General features: G+C 37.9%; 12 protein-coding genes and 1 pseudogene. 7 read left to right on the top strand and 6 right to left on the bottom strand.

Annotation, left to right across the window (positions count from 1 at the left end; translation table 11 throughout):
* Positions 1 to 26: 26 nt before the first annotated feature.
* From tssM to tssE, 5 genes are read right to left on the bottom strand one after another with little or no spacing between them, the layout of a single operon-like run.
* Positions 27 to 3,833 carry a type VI secretion system membrane subunit TssM gene (tssM, locus tag A7A69_RS08480; protein ID WP_152877028.1) on the bottom strand — a complete coding sequence of 1,269 codons (3,807 nt, stop codon included), beginning with the start codon at positions 3,831 to 3,833 and terminating at the stop codon, positions 27 to 29.
* 18 nt (positions 3,834 to 3,851) lie between these two features.
* Complete coding sequence (locus A7A69_RS08485) at positions 3,852 to 5,276, bottom strand: hypothetical protein (protein WP_152877002.1); 1,425 nt, start codon at positions 5,274 to 5,276, stop codon at positions 3,852 to 3,854.
* Complete coding sequence (gene tssG, locus A7A69_RS08490; RefSeq protein WP_152877004.1) at positions 5,273 to 6,271, bottom strand: type VI secretion system baseplate subunit TssG; 999 nt, start codon at positions 6,269 to 6,271, stop codon at positions 5,273 to 5,275. The genes A7A69_RS08485 and tssG overlap by 4 nt, the downstream gene beginning before the upstream one ends.
* Positions 6,235 to 8,043 carry a type VI secretion system baseplate subunit TssF gene (gene tssF, locus A7A69_RS08495; RefSeq protein WP_187349202.1) on the bottom strand — a complete coding sequence of 603 codons (1,809 nt, stop codon included), beginning with the start codon at positions 8,041 to 8,043 and terminating at the stop codon, positions 6,235 to 6,237. Before tssF ends, tssG begins: the two co-directional genes overlap by 37 nt.
* 11 nt (positions 8,044 to 8,054) lie before the next feature.
* Positions 8,055 to 8,528 carry a type VI secretion system baseplate subunit TssE gene (tssE, locus tag A7A69_RS08500; protein WP_120370321.1) on the bottom strand — a complete coding sequence of 158 codons (474 nt, stop codon included), beginning with the start codon at positions 8,526 to 8,528 and terminating at the stop codon, positions 8,055 to 8,057.
* Between the two features lie 102 nt (positions 8,529 to 8,630).
* Here tssE and A7A69_RS08505 point away from each other — a divergent pair.
* The 7 genes and pseudogenes from A7A69_RS08505 to A7A69_RS08535 form a co-directional block, all read left to right on the top strand.
* Positions 8,631 to 9,443: pseudogene (locus A7A69_RS08505) on the top strand (AAA family ATPase); the annotation flags it as partial.
* 16 nt (positions 9,444 to 9,459) lie between these two features.
* Positions 9,460 to 10,560, top strand: a complete 1,101-nt coding sequence (gene tssA / locus A7A69_RS08510) for a type VI secretion system protein TssA (RefSeq protein ID WP_152877006.1) — start codon at positions 9,460 to 9,462, stop codon at positions 10,558 to 10,560.
* A 17-nt stretch (positions 10,561 to 10,577) separates the two neighbouring features.
* Positions 10,578 to 11,942 (top strand): type VI secretion system baseplate subunit TssK, encoded by a 1,365-nt coding sequence (tssK, locus tag A7A69_RS08515; RefSeq protein WP_152877008.1) that lies wholly within the window; start codon positions 10,578 to 10,580, stop codon positions 11,940 to 11,942.
* A gap of 12 nt (positions 11,943 to 11,954) precedes the next feature.
* On the top strand, positions 11,955 to 12,761 hold the full coding sequence (icmH, locus tag A7A69_RS08520) for a type IVB secretion system protein IcmH/DotU (protein ID WP_152877010.1): 807 nt from the start codon (positions 11,955 to 11,957) through the stop codon (positions 12,759 to 12,761).
* A 9-nt stretch (positions 12,762 to 12,770) separates the two neighbouring features.
* Positions 12,771 to 13,313: a hypothetical protein gene (locus A7A69_RS08525; RefSeq protein ID WP_152877012.1), complete on the top strand. Its 543-nt coding sequence runs from the start codon at positions 12,771 to 12,773 to the stop codon at positions 13,311 to 13,313.
* A 9-nt stretch (positions 13,314 to 13,322) separates the two neighbouring features.
* Complete coding sequence (locus tag A7A69_RS08530) at positions 13,323 to 14,270, top strand: M15 family metallopeptidase (RefSeq protein ID WP_152877014.1); 948 nt, start codon at positions 13,323 to 13,325, stop codon at positions 14,268 to 14,270.
* A gap of 77 nt (positions 14,271 to 14,347) precedes the next feature.
* A complete protein-coding gene (locus A7A69_RS08535; protein WP_120370310.1) occupies positions 14,348 to 14,896 on the top strand; it encodes an NADPH-dependent FMN reductase in 549 nt (182 codons plus the stop codon).
* 214 nt (positions 14,897 to 15,110) lie between these two features.
* Here A7A69_RS08535 and A7A69_RS08540 read toward each other — a convergent pair whose 3' ends face one another.
* Entirely contained in the window at positions 15,111 to 15,422 is a 312-nt protein-coding gene (locus A7A69_RS08540; protein WP_152877016.1) for an ankyrin repeat domain-containing protein, read from the bottom strand.
* Positions 15,423 to 15,695 lie beyond the last annotated feature (273 nt).

Raw genomic sequence — 15,695 nt, forward strand, 5'->3', positions numbered from 1 at the left:
TTTTAAAGCGTTGTGACTATGATCCATTACTGCGTACCTGCTGCTGAAGTATTTACAGTTGGCGTTGAAATAGATGTCGGTGCAGCTTGTGCAGAAACGATACGAACTGCTTTATTTGTGGTGACTTTATCCACAAGTTGTAAACCTGAATAATCACGACTCGATCCAACATTGCCAGAACTATTACCACTAATCAGACGAAAATTTACTTTTACAAAAAGGTTAGGATCGATCTTGCTGCGCCATGTCATTTCAAAACTGCCATTTTGTTCCTTACGCTGTGCCGAATCGATCAGACGATTAATTCCATATTCACCAGGCTCTTCAAAAATAGTATGCGTTTGACCTTGTGTATCCACTGCAGTAATTTTCGCGCCTGGAATAGCACTCTGATTTGGCCAGATAAAGTTGACCCATTGCTGTATACCGTTTTCATAGGTCATGCGTTGTCCATCAATATCAATCGAATAAGACAGCAATTGCGGATTTTGTAATGGATAGAACTGGAAATTAGACTGGTGTGCAGCAGAAGCTACAGCAGTTGCAGATTGATTCAGCTCACCTGTTGCCATACCATTACTTGGCGCAACATAACTCTGAAAACTCATCACAAATTGCGGATTTAAGCTAATCCCCAAATCTTTCCATGTTTTAGAGGTCAGGATATAACCACGGCGGATCACAAAAGGATCCAGTGTCTCTTTAGTAAAGCGGGCTATACTGCCATTTTCACCAAAAATCTGACTAATTTCATTACTGGTAGCCTGCAATCCAGCAGACGAATTAAATGGATATTTCTGACTTAAATTGATACTAAAAGGTTGATATGCCTGCATCAGCCATAGTTTGTTGATTTCATCCTGTGCAGGGACAATCAGGCTTTCAAAAGACTGCGTTAGCGGCGCAACCAGTATTTTTTGTAAGGGCTGTTGGTCCAGATCATTTAGACCCACCAATATCTTTTCATCGATTTGTTTTTGGGTCACGTTAAATACTGAAGTTTGATCATTAATAGTCTGTTTGATTAATGTCATGGCTGTCGGCCCAATTTCACCCGCATTTTTTAGCTCATTAAATTTACTGCGAACTTGTGCCAAATTATCCATATACTCATCTAATATAGATTTGTTTTGCTGGTCATCACGCTTGCGCACCAGTTGATAAAACACTTGATATTCCTGAGAAATCGGTCCTTGTGCTTTAACCAATGCTTGTTCAGAGAGTCGTTTATCATCACGCTGCAAAATTTTACGTTTAAACCATGCAACAAAGCCTTTTTGTGGTGCAGCCAGTTCAGCCTGCACAATCGGGTTATCCCAACTTGTTTCAGTCGCAATGCGATTCATTAAAATACGAATTGGAGAATTTTGCGGCTCCCCCAAGCGATCAATATTTTTAACCTGCTGATTAAATTGATCTGTTTTGGCATAGTGAATGCCATTTAAGAATTTACGCCATTCAGCAATATATTCCTGTTTATATAAGGAGATCAGTTGTTTACGTATTTGTTCTGGACTGCCTGAGAAAGTTAAATCATCCGACTGGCGACTATTGAGTACCCAATCTTTGCTATCAGTGGGTTTATTCGCTGCATCCTCTATGGCTTGAGCGATATATTCTGTCCATGCCTTTTGCGTAAATACACCCGATAAAGCATATCCGCCAAGCATTATTGTCTTATTATTTTCACCAACAATTTGTCCCACAGTTAGTGCTGGAAAACGTACCGCAGCCCGCATTTTAATTTCATTATAAACCCGATCACGTGCCGGCATACCTCGTACCACAGACAATAAGATCTGACGGGTTTGATCCACCAATTGTGAATCGGCCTCCAAAATAGGAAATAGTTTGTCATTAGACAGAGTCATGGTATAGGATAAAATTTGTTCAGCTTTCTGAATCATCTCGCCACGCGGCATTTGTCCACGATTATTATCCAACCACGAACGCCAGAAACGAGTAACCTGATCGCTTAAATGACTTCCATCCATATATTGTGGATTACTCATCATCAAATAAGCCTTCAAAGCGTTATAAGCATCTTGAGGATTACTCTCTGAAGGTTCCAAATATTGATTCTTATTATTTACTTGTTTAATTTCCACATTGCTATGATTAGCTTTGAGCGTATTTTCATTGGTTTTTATACGTTGCAGATATTGAGCAATATTTTGTTGCGTTGGAGTCAGTACAATTTGACGCACTCCTTTTAAATATTCCGCTTTTAACTGTTCACGCAAATGATTGCCTTGATATATACCAAAACTGAATTTTAGTGGACGATGTTGTTCAAACTCATCTAACTGTTGTAGTCGATGTTGTAAAATCAATAAAGCATCTAACTGAGTGGAAAGCTGTTCTCCAGAAACCTTTTGCAACTGTACTACCTGATTGAGATCAGTCTGAACATCAACAATTAATTGCTGATTATTACGATAAGACCAGACCCACAGCCCTAAAATAATTGAAACACCAACTAAAGTGCCAATAAAAGCAAGATAACGCTGACGCTTTCTGTCAGGATTAATATGCTGCTTGACTAAATCCTTATCTCGCAAAATAACATCGGAAAATAGTCCTTTCAGGAAGTAACCGTGATTTACCGATAATGTAGGTCGTGACGATATTGCATCTGTCTGCTCAATCGGTTGTAGTCGAAACTCCTGTGCAATCTGCTCAGTCATTGGGCTCTCAACCATCCCCTCTTGCAATGCACTGGTAAAATAGAAACCTCGAAAAACAGGTTGGAACTGATATGGATTATCTTCAAATAAAGTAGCGACAAAACTTTTTAAGGCTGGCTTGAGCGTTTTAAATTCCAAAGGAAAAGTCATGACGCTAGGTGAAATATTTTTTGAATGTCGACGACTTAAATGTGTAGTACTTACACCCTTTAAACCGTCATATAAAATGGTGTAATGTTGCTCAAATAATTCGACTGCATTCTGAGACGAATTTTGATCATAAGGCAGTGTCGCGCCCCAAGCTTGATTGTATTCTTGGTCTTCATAACAGTCGAAGAATTCGGTAAAACCTGCGATCAAATCCATTTTTGAAAAAACTAGATAGACAGGAACAACCACTTCAAGACGTTCGGTTAAATCCTGAATTCGGGCGCGTAAGTTTTTTGCTAATTTGAGTGAGTGTTCAGGACTCTGACTAATCAATTCCGCAATACTCACAATCAGAATCAATCCATTCACTGGTGCTTTTGGCCGATTTTTTTTGAGCAGGTTTAAAAAACCCAACCACTCAGAATGATCTTCTGAATAAACTGAATAACGCCCCGCAGTATCCAGCAAAATGCCTTCTGTTGAAAAAAACCAGTCACAGTTACGCGTACCACTTAAACTGGCAGATACCATTTTCTGATGCGTTTCTTCAAATGGAAACTTGAGTCCCGAATTATAAATTGCAGAACTTTTACCCGCGGCTGGATTTCCAATCACCATATACCAAGGTAATTCGTATAACGCAGCATTGCCCTTTTTATCTCCTAGCTTAGATTTTCGGATCAGTTGAATTGAATCCTTCATCTGTTGCTGAATTAAACCAAATTCTTCTTTACCCTTATTTTGACCGTGTCCGACCTCGACATCATTTTCTATGGCTTGGGCTAACTGTGCGCCTTGCTCTGCATGACGGCGACGTTGAATAAACCAATAAATTCCATATGCAATCAACCCAAGTATATAGACCAGAACCAATGCCCAGAAAATATGACGTGGTAAAACAGAATATGAAGAAATCAGTGCAACACATAGTGACAGTGCAATAAGCGCTTTCGGATTGGTGATGTATTGCCAAAGATAGCCTAAAATTGTATACATCATTTTCTCGTTATAAATCTAAAAATTATTAAAAAAATCATAGTGTTTTGCTGCCTCTTGATGCTCCAAAGGCAGTGCAGACTGAATTAAGACAGCAATAGCAGGTGCTTGGGCTAAGGCAATGAAAATGGTTTGATCTTTAGGAAATTGCATAGCAAGCATATATGCATAAATTTTAGCCAAATGCTGACTGTGTCCCAAACTAGATGAGATATAAAGATAGTGATGGGCTTCAATCGGTGTTAGCTCAAACTGATGATTCAGTTGTTTCAGGACCTTGGGATCACTTATATTTTCAGGAACAATCACAAAAGGCTGTTCTGACTGGTATTGCTGTAATTCTTTTAAATCCAGTTCATCAAGCACAGCAGCTATTTGAGCTTGATTTAAAGCAAGACTCAAATGTTTGATTGGATTCAAATCTGCAATATGTATATTCAAAGCACTCACACAACAACTCCCCGCAAACTCTGCTGGAATATACTGCTCATTCAATGAAATACGCGCGTCTAATACATCCTGATCAAGTTCTGAATCAACATAGATAATCAGTGATATTTCAGTCTGTTGTTGTGCTAATTGCTGTAAAAGATTCAACCATTCAATCGATACAGATTGCTGCTCCCAAAAATAATATTGCACTTGAATTTTCTGTGGCAGGAAACCTAATTCACCTAACGCTTCATGTAAAAACTCGGTACATATGACATTGTCCCAAAGATGCCGTAAATCTTCTGACAAAATCATATGCACATTAAGTCGATTTAAACGACTGATGGGTTGTAAATGTGCTCTAGCAAGAATTTCGTTCGCATCATTTTCAGCTTGCGGATCTATCCATGCAGGATGCATTCGATATTCATGCACATGCTCAGTTTCAAAAAATAAACTTGAACGTCTAAGATGCTCAGCGATCTGAGCCAATACCGAGCTTTGCTGTTCAATTTGTAGCTGAATCAGGCCTATAATTCGTTGCTGTCGTACAGAAATAGAAGAAGATCCATCATTAATTAATCGCTCATCCAGTTCATCAATACGATAAGATAAGATCGGTAGACCATAACTATTGACCAGTTTTGTATCGAGTTTTGGACTTTGATGATCTTGAATCGCCTGAATAATTTCTTCATTTTCACCCAAAGCACTTTTGCTAAAAGCAGAATAAATATGTAGCTTGAGCCATTGCGTTTCTAAAGAAGGCTTTTGGGATGGCGTAGCATCAAGCGCTGCTACAGATTGTTTCTGCCGCTTCTGCGCTTGATAAAAGCGATAGATTAACCACGGGGTTAAAATCACTAAACTGATCAATACAGGTAAAGCCACCAAATAAATCAACAAATCAGATAAGCTTGAATCAAACTGACTTTCTTTCCAATACAGAATGATTGTAAATGCCAAGGTACTAAAAACGATGATCAGCACGCCGATTATTTTTTTGATCACGCAGCAACTCCAATCAAGGCAAAACAGGTGTCCTGATTATTTTGAAGCGCACTAGCACGATCTAAAAATGCACCCTGCCCCAACCCCCTCTTTTGTGTTGAATTCAAGCACATGGGCTGAATCTCAGTGCGATCCAGAATCAACCGTAGATCAATCAATAAAGTCGGGCTACACCATGTTTCTATAAGGCGCCTGAGTTTTACGTGATTAGGTTGCTGTGGTAAAAAACTCAGATATTCATCATGTTTAAGCGGCCCAATTTGAATTTCTATTTTTCCATCAATCTGCTCAATAGTTTCACCACAAAATGTATTGAGTCCCAGTAAGTTAGGTTGCTGTTCCTTCAGACAAGTTTTTTGCTCATCATCTAAACGAAATCTCTCTTTGATAAATTCTTGAATATAAATATTCTGCTTAAACACGCAGCTCAGCACAGTTTTTAAAGCATGTGCAGCATTATTTTGCCCCTGCATTAATCCTGAAAATTCAGCAAAATACTCACTTAAGTCAGGTTGCTGTTGTTGTGACTGTACATAACCATTTAAAGCATGCAAAATATCTAAATAATAATTTTCGCTTTCAATTTCGTAACGTACTGCCAAATTATAAGCCAGACTAGCATCGACATATTGCGCACTGAGCTTGTGGTTAAATAGGTTTAAAAAGGCTTTCACTTCTTGGCGTTGATGACGCGGACTTTGTTTAACTTTACAAGTGTAGGTATAAGGCAATGCTCCTTGTACTCCTGTTAAACCCACAACTAAATTAGTCATCTGAATCCGTGAGTGTTTTAACGATAAACTTTCAATTTCTGTAGCAGGAAAATTCAGATTGAGCGAACTATCAAAATAAAAAACGTCTGCCCAATAAGCCTCTATGGAGGGCTTTGGAAAATGTCGCAATAAACGGGTCGACTGAATAAATTCAAAATGCCCTGCTTTCTTAAAAAGCTCATCAATTACAGAAGCATTTTGCCACCAACGTTCTGGACGCATTGGTATAACTCCTGTTGATAAAGGTGATCCTGAATAATGACATCCACAAAACTATTCATTTGGACTTTCAGGTTAAATATTTGGCTAAGTAAATGACTAAACACATACAGACTATGACCACGAAATACAGTGTGATCGATTTTTACCACAGCCTTTACCCCACGAATAAACATAGGAAATGGTTTGGCATCGACCAGTTTATGAGTCAGTGAAAAATCAATCTGTTGAATGGAATCAATAAGTATCTGATTTTCTTTGGAACGCGGTAAATTATAAAGTTCCAATAATTCTTTAACATTTGCCAAACTATCGCCTTTCATCACAGCCAAGGTGTTTAGTGATAAATGCGAAATAATCCGCCATTGTTCATTTTTATGTTGTTGAAACTGATATGGCGGCGTTGGTCGTTTCAACATAAGTGCGCGTCTTGCCAAACTACTGTCATTTAAGTTGAGAATATTTTGTGATTGATCCAAGGCTTCATGTGGTAATTCACGGTTAGAACACAATAGTTTGATACTCATAAAATCAGACTTGGTGTTATACGGCTCTAGCGCTTTAGAAATAATGGAGTAGCTCATTTCTACATAATTTGGCTGTATTTTTTGATAATTCAGCGCATAAAAAAAAGGGGACTGCTCACATTGATAGTGACTCATGGCAAAAAAAGGAAAAATCGGTACAATGCCCTGTTCCTGATTGGCTTTCTCACGCACCATATGCATTTCAAGCACAGAATAAACTTGATAAAATTCAGGATGATGTGCATCAGTAATCAAATGATATTCAAGCTGCCGATGATTGATTTTTTGCGGTTCAGCGTGCTTTTCAAACAGATTTACAACAGGCGTGGTAAATAATTTAAAATTGGCGACATTCAATTCAGAATAATTACGAATACTGGCTTGATCATTGAGATTCAGTTTAAAATCTATCAATAATTCAAACTGCAATGCGTGTGCAGGTAAATCAGTTAGAAAGCTTAAATCCAGATTCAAATAATTGAATTTTTCAGGAAAGCAAAAATATTCCATCAATAAACGATAAGCATGATGAGTATGCTGATCGACAGGTAATAACGATTCTGATTCATTAAATCCTAAAACTTCAAATGGATTAGAAATCCTCCACATTTGTGTGCCTACACGAATTGAGAATGTACTTTCTTTTCTAAAAATAGTATCTAGTAACTGCAATGGAAAATTAGAAATCGCATCCAGATAAATTGATAATTTTTCCTGACTTAACCATCTTTGCGCAGGCTGATACATATCAAACTTCAAAGCCAAACCTGCATTTTGGTTTAAATGTACATGTGCACTAGGCATAGTTTTAAAGTTAAGGCTAGTCAATGCAATGGGGAGTAATCGAACATCTCGTATCGTATTAAATTCACATTGCACACCTTTAAAGCTTCTCGATTTCAAAGCAGTGTGTTTAGGAATAAGATGCGGTTCAGTCAGTTGTTTGAGCCTATTTTGGTCTTCAAAACTGACCACAGTACAAGCAGGGAAATGTCGCAAATATTGTGGAAACATGACCTCGAATAATGAACGTGTGAACACGTCATAACTGTCTACTAACTTTTTATCAATTCGTGCAGCAATTAGGGAAAAAGCTTGGATCAAACGCTCAATATGAGGATCATCAATCTGTTCCTGATTTAAGGATAAACGCTGTGCAATTTTTGGATATTTCAGCGCAAAATCACGTGATTGCTGTCCAAACTCTTGAAGCTGCTTTTCATAATAAGGTAGAAGTTCTTCAATCACAGGAATCCCACTTAGCTTCGTGCAGAGATAACATATTGTTGCGTGGTTGGTTTTAATAATGCATCAAAAACCACAGGCTCATACAGCGGGTGAATATTGAAATAAGCTTGAATACTTAGACACAACGACCCCAGATTATGACCATCTAGCAACATTTCAACTTTGACCTGCCGCAAACGTGGTTCATGCGCCGCTATAGACTGCTCGATTGATTGGCAAATCTTGTCACGATCTAACGGATTGGCAGTCGAAAGCCCAACAAAATCCATGATTCCAAACTGTAAAATTGATTTACCTGCAAGTGGATAGTCCTGCATCAGTTCATCTATTTTTGCAACACGGCTATTGAGTAAATCCTCCAAATCACGCGCTACTGATTCACGTAATTGTTGGATAGATAGCCCTTTCATGTGATGCTGTTCTGGAATCAAACGATCAAATAAAGTGGATCGAAAGCCATAAGGATATAAGTGATCTAAATTCATTTTTATCAATATTGATCAGACAGAGGCTGACTTTTGTCAGCCTCCAAAATCATTAAGCAACCATTATGCGGCGTAAGATGCTGTATTATTAGAAAGCGACCATTAGCGGAACAACTTTATGGTGGTGAGCAACATCTCATTACCGTGAATATGTCTGAATATCAGGAGGCACATACTGTTTCCTCTTTAAAAGGTGCTCCTCCTGGTTATGTTGGTTATGGTCAGGGCGGTGTTTTGACTGAGGCTGTTCGACGTAACCCCTACAGTGTAGTGTTACTGGACGAAATCGAAAAAGCTCATAGTGACGTACAGGAATTATTTTACCAAGTCTTTGATAAAGGCACACTTGAAGATGGTGAAGGGCGTGTCATTGACTTTAAAAATACCACAATTTTATTGACCTCAAATATAGGTTCAAGTGTCATCATGCAGACCTGTTTGAATCAACCTGCTAGTCAGTGGCCAACAGCAAAAGAGCTGATTGATCATCTCAAGCCAAGCCTCTATAGGCAGTTTAAGCCCGCATTTTTAGGTCGCATGCAGATTGTCCCTTATTTTCCTTTACATGATGATTTATTAATACAAATTATTCAGCAAAAACTAAGTAAAGTCACAGCTCGTATCGAACAGCAATACAAGACAAATGTAACCTATTCACATGATTTAGTTGAATTATTGCTCAGTAGATGTACCGAAGTTGACAGTGGTGCACGAAACATCGATCACATTCTCAATGCCAGTATTTTACCAGCTTTGGCGACTGAAATTTTGATGGCTTTGGCAGCACAGCAATTGCCAAAACAGATCTTTATCGATGTCAATGCAGCCGAGATCATCTATCTAATTGATCCTGTAGAAAACAAAATAGCGAATAAAAAAACGCTCAGAAAAAAGACCAAAACAACGGAAGTATGAAGAGTAAAAACGCAATATGAGTATCGACATTTCGGCATTACTTGCTCCCATTTCAGAACATGCTCCTTGTGGCATTGATTATTCATTTTCAAATGAATTTCATCTGATTAAAAAAGCCCGCATAGAGGACGATAACTTGCTGGATCAAGGCGATTGGGTCAGTGAACGTAAACAGGCAGATTGGGAGCTAGTTATACGTACTGCCAGTGAGTTAATGTGTAAAAAAAGTAAAGATATTCGTTTGTTAAGTTGGCTGACTGAAGCTTGGTCAAATCAATTTGGCTTTGAAGGCATCGCCAAAGGTCTTGAATTGAGCCACCTTTTACTCAACCAATATTGGTTGACTCTACATCCTGAAATTGAAGATGAAGATCTTGATCAGCGGATTGGTCTACTACAGGGATTGATCAATCAATTACCGCCACTCATTAAAAAAGTACCCATCATCAATAGTGAACCTTTTTATAATTTTCTCGATTATGAAAACTTTCTTTACCATCAGAATATTCGACGCAAACAATCGGATGATCACGAGCAACAAGAGCAAGTATCGGAGCTTGAGCAATTTGAACAGGCTGTATCCAATACCTCTAAAAATTTTCAACATCAAAATTTTCAAGCCTTTAGTAATGTGTTGGAACATTGGCAAACTTTAAAAATGGTTTTAGATGAATTAATGGAAGTAGATGCACCTAGCTTTGCCAACGTTGATTCAAACTTTAATGACATTCATCAAACTTTAAAAAAAATTTATAGAACAGAGATCCTTTCAAGTACGACTCCGACTGAAAAAAAGCATCAATCAACTCCCAATACTTCATTTCTTACAGAGACCGTTAGGGCTCAGCCGATCATGATCTCAAACCAGACAGTTTTTCAACCGCAAATACAAAATCATCTGACCAACCGCAAACAGGCTATGAAGGTTTTACAAGATATTGCTGATTATTTTCGGACCAATGAACCACATAGTCCCGTCAGTTATATGCTGCAAAAAACCATCAAATGGAGTCAGATGCCTTTACATGAATGGCTCACACAGGTCGTCAAAGAGGAAAATTCTTTGCAGATGATTCAAGAAACCTTAGATGTACAACCTAAAAATGAATATGAATAAAAGTTGGTAGTGGTCACATGTTTAAAGCAGAAAAAATTCTCTGGGGCGAAGGCTTATTTTTACGACCTCAGCATTTTCAGGTTCAAGATAGTTATCATGAACAACGTTTGAATCTGACTATTCGTGCCACTATTCCATTTGCGTATGGAATTAAAAAGCTTCATTTTGATGAAAAGCAACTTGCCACGCATGTGCTGGCAATAGAATCCGTGGAGATGATCTGGCAGGATGGTGAAATTTATCAGGCACCTGCGCTGGATTTATTGCCCGCGCCTATCTTACTGGATGATTTAAATCTTCACGGTGAAATGTTGATTTATCTGGCTTTACCTATGTTACAGGCAAATAAACAAAATATTAACTTTAAAGATAATACGCAGACGGGTCGTTACCATAGCCATCTTGTTGAAACACATGATTTATTTACCACAGCTCATCCAGCTGAAATTAGCCTCTTGAAGCGTCGAGCAGAATTTAAACTATTTGATTCAATACTTGATCCTCAAAAAGACTTAGATGGTTTTTTATACTTACAGATTGGTCAAATTAAGCGCCATAGTTCAGGTTCATTTGAACTTGATCGTAAATTTATTCCACCGTTGCTTCATATCGAAGGCTCAGAATCACTGACTTCAAACTTGAAACGTACACTGAATGTCATTCGAGCCAAAATCAAAACCATTCAAACGAATAATCGTGAAAACGAGCAAAAACTCATCGAATTTCGTTCTGGAGATATCGTATCTTTCTGGTTGGTGAATGCCTTAAATACTGCACATGCTACTTTAAGCCATCTATTGCAAAACCCGCAAATTCATCCAGAACGCCTATTTTTTGAATTATTGCGCTTAACAGGTTCCTTACTAACGTTTTCCACCGCTTACGAAGTTGATCAATTACCTCAATATCATCATCACCATTTACAGGATAGTTTTGAGCAATTGGATGTGATTTTACGCGATTTGCTAGATACCATTATTTCTAGCCGCTATATGAGCATCGCACTTAAAGAAATTCGTTCATCTTATTGGCTAGGCAGTTTGGAATCCGACAAAATTACCCGTGATAGCCGTCTTTATGTCGCGGTTTCTAGTAGTGTAATGCAAATGCATGAATTAATTAAAATTGTTCCACTACGTTTTAAAGTCGGCTGTAGTATCGACGTTGAACAACGCGTGGTCGCCGCTTTACCTGCGATTCCACTGCACCATCTATTGCAAGTACCCACCGCAATTCCTGTTCGTTCAGGTGTGAGTTATTTTGAAATTGAATCTCATCACGATCTTTATCAGCGAATGCTTGAATCGGAGTCAATTTGTATATATGTCCCTGCGGGCTTTCAGGATATTACACTCGAATTGATTGCTGTCATGAATGCATAAAGAGGAAAAAATATGACTCAACCAACAACTGCACCATCATTATTTGACGATGGTAAAATTGGCGGAGGACTCATTCCACCCACTCCATCCCCAAGTAAAGGGCATACGGTTAATCTGGTCGATTTGTTACATGATGGTTTTTACATCATATTTTTAATTCGTAACCAATATGTTCCCTTGGATGTAAATGAGTTTAGGGAAAAAATTCTTAGTTTATTGAATCGATTTGAACAACAAGCCAAGAGGCTACATTTTTCTAGCGATGATATTGATGATGCAAAATATGCATTTTGTGCATTATTAGATGAAACCATTGTGACCCAACAAGATCCTAGCTACTTCAATTTACAAAATGCTTGGTTGCTCAACCCCTTACAATTATGTCTATTTGGTTCTCAACTGGCAGGCTATCGCTTTTTTGAAACTCTGGAACAGCTACGAAGCCGTGGAAAAGATCGATTAGCTGCGCTAGAAATCTTTCATTATTGTCTACTTATCGGCTTTCAAGGTAAATATCGTATTGAATCGATTGAAAGTTTAAATCATTTGGTCGCCCGTGTAGGTGATGAAATTGATTATCTTAAAGGTAAAAAAGCTGATTTTTCGCCCTTTTCGGCCATTCCAGATCAAATTAAGCACATTATTCACAGAGAATTACCTTTCTTCTGGATTCTAATTTTTCTTTTATTCTTTGCCCTGCTTAGTTTCTCAGGTTTGCGTTACACGCTCTCCAACCAACGCACTCATACATTAGCACATTATCAAAACGTGATTTCGGCACCTACTGAAGAAGCGCACATAACTATTTATCTGCCTTAGTGAATCTATATGGCTCAAAAAAATTCAACTACTGTTCGGATCTTACAAAATCATAAAACAACTGTGATATCCCCCACTTTACTCGTTGTCATTGGTTTTTTAGCTGGAATAATCGTTAGCGTTGTGGGGTTTATGGTATTTCTTAAAATTTCTAATGCGAATAGAAATGAAATTGTAAGCGCAGATGCAGCAACCTTCAATGAAGAGGCAATTAAACACCCTATAAATGAAGAACAATCGATAAATCATTTACTAGAACAGCATGAAATACCCGATGATGAAGCCATACAACAACCTAAAGACAGTGAGCTAAGCGAACTGTTTAAGCACAGGTCTGTTGCAATTGCTGCTATTCCACGTATTTCATCTTTTGAAACGACAATTAAACCTCCTGTTGCAGATAAAACAAACACTGCTGATAAATTAACAACAAATTCTAAAAGTCGTGAACCAAAACAAACTACAACTACTCATCCAGAACCAGAAACAACTGAAAATCTAAATGCTTCAGTCGAAATTACCGTCACTCAAAAACCATTTAAAGTACAGTAAACATCTTTCATGATTTTGCTTATTTGTTTTTGCTTTGTGGGGCTTGTAATCACATTGGCTTGTCTTATGTCATTTGAATTTCGCCATAGACTCTCTCGTTTATTACATAGCGTATTACCACAAAGTAAGCAAAAATTTAACAAAGTTAAAAGTGTTGCCAAACAGATTCATCATGCATCTGCACCCGAACAACTTCAATTGTATTGGCATGTACAACAGTGGTGGATTTTAATTGCTGGTTTTTTTCTATTTGCCAGTATTATGGTTTTTGCTTTTACCCGACAAATTAGTCCGACGCATATTGAAGCAGATTATTTAAAAGAAGTTGATCCACAAATTTATACACTTTTGAATGGTGAAATTCTAATACCACCTCCTGAAGTCGATGAATCCTTAGTTGAAGCAGCAATTATTGAGGCAAATCAACTCGAACAACAATATCAAACGCAAAGTAATCATTCAATTCAGGCATCACAACTCGAGTCGATACACGTGCATGGGTCACTAGATCCAACATTAGTCGATCGTAAATGGGATAAAATGCATTCACGTTATAAACAACGCCTACTCATGGTATTTAAGCTCATGAAAGAACGTTATGGTTATGAACTTGTTCTACTCGAAGGCTATCGTAGTCCAGCAAGACAAAATATACTTTCAAACAACCCCAATACCACGCGCGCACGTGGTTACCAAAGTTATCATCAATTTGGGCTAGCCGCAGACGTTGCATTTAAACGCAACGGTAAAGTTGTAATTACTGAACGTGACCCATGGGCAATGCGGGGTTATCAACTTTATGGTGAAGTATCTGAATCAGTTGGATTGACTTGGGGTGGTCGCTGGAAATCTATTCAAGACTATGGACACACAGAATATCGCATGCCAGGTTTAAAAAAGACAAAAGAAATGGCAGATAAAATGTTGGCTGAAGCTGAAAGAACAGCAAATAATTAAAATTCATAACAAAGTTATGCTTTTCAAAGCGCAACAATCTGTTTAATTTGGATAAAAAATCAAATAGAGGAATTCAAATGCTGATTTATATTATTGTAGGAAGCATACGAGAAGGACGTACTGCGATCAAAGTAGCTAACTGGGTTCACAATAGTCTTTCAAATCAAAAAGATAATGATAATAAAATTGAACTCATCGATCTAAAACAATGGGCTTTACCACTTTTTGCTGGAAGTCATCCTCCTGCTACAGGAATTTATGACCAACCTAAACAGCAAGAGTGGGCGGATAAAATTGCTCAAGCAGATGCCTTTATTTTTATTAGCCCTGAATATAATCATGGCTATAGTCCTGCACTTAAAAATGCATTGGATTATTTGGGCAAAGAATGGAGTGGCAAACCAGCAGCATTTATTAGCTACGGAGTGACCTATGGTTCAAATTCAGTTGGACAAATTCGCCAAGTCACCTCAAGTTTGAATATGATCGATCCGAATGCTGTGATTGAAATTCGTGATATTTTCAAACGTAATAAAGATGAGACCTTTGAAGCCAACGAATTTGAAGACAAAGCGTTAACCGATTTGGTACAGAAACTCAAAAAATACCAAAAAAATTCTGTGTAAGCTAAAACTTACATATATCGTCGTTATTGACGAATTGGCACAGCAATACATTTAATCTATTCTATAAAACATAGAGAGACAGGAAGTCTCATTGCAAATAATAAGATGCATAGGATGCGGTTGTAGATAGGATATTTACAGCATAATAAACGGAATATAAAGAGGCCCTGTCAGGATGATGGGGCTTCTTTTTATCCATCATTTTATAAGTGATTTAAAGCCTTTTTAGATAAGCAACCACGTCATGATTCTCTGCCATTTCAGCAAGCTGTAGCGCAGTATATTCACTTTTATAATAAACATTTGCGCCTTGACTCACCAGTAACTTCACCACAGCTAAATTGTCATTCTCAGCGGCTGCTTGAAGTGCACTATAGCCATCATCATCGGTTTGGTTAGGATCTATACCCTCTGCCAATAATTGCATGACTTGTTCTATATCACCAATGGATGCCCAGTATACAAGCTCAGGAAGATGCAGTTCTTCATCATCGTCAGGGAGTGGGGAGAAGGAATTGAGTTTCATAGAGAACACCATTTGAGATTTTACTCTTGAATTACAATTAAAGCCTAAATTTCCTGATTTATCTATCTCAATAGTATTCTGATAGGAAACACGTAATAAGAATATTCTTGCACATACCACAAAATATGAAAAAGAAAAAAATACAACCTTTATGAGGATTTCAACTGAAACCAAGCATGAACAACATTTTGGTAATAGCCTTGAGAGACAAAGGAATAGCTGTTTGGGTCAGATGTTGAAATTAAGAGTATGGTTTTCACTCACACCGAGCAA

Origin of the sequence: Acinetobacter guerrae (assembly GCF_009372255.1) — a bacterium.
Classification (GTDB): Bacteria; Pseudomonadota; Gammaproteobacteria; order Pseudomonadales; family Moraxellaceae; genus Acinetobacter; species Acinetobacter guerrae.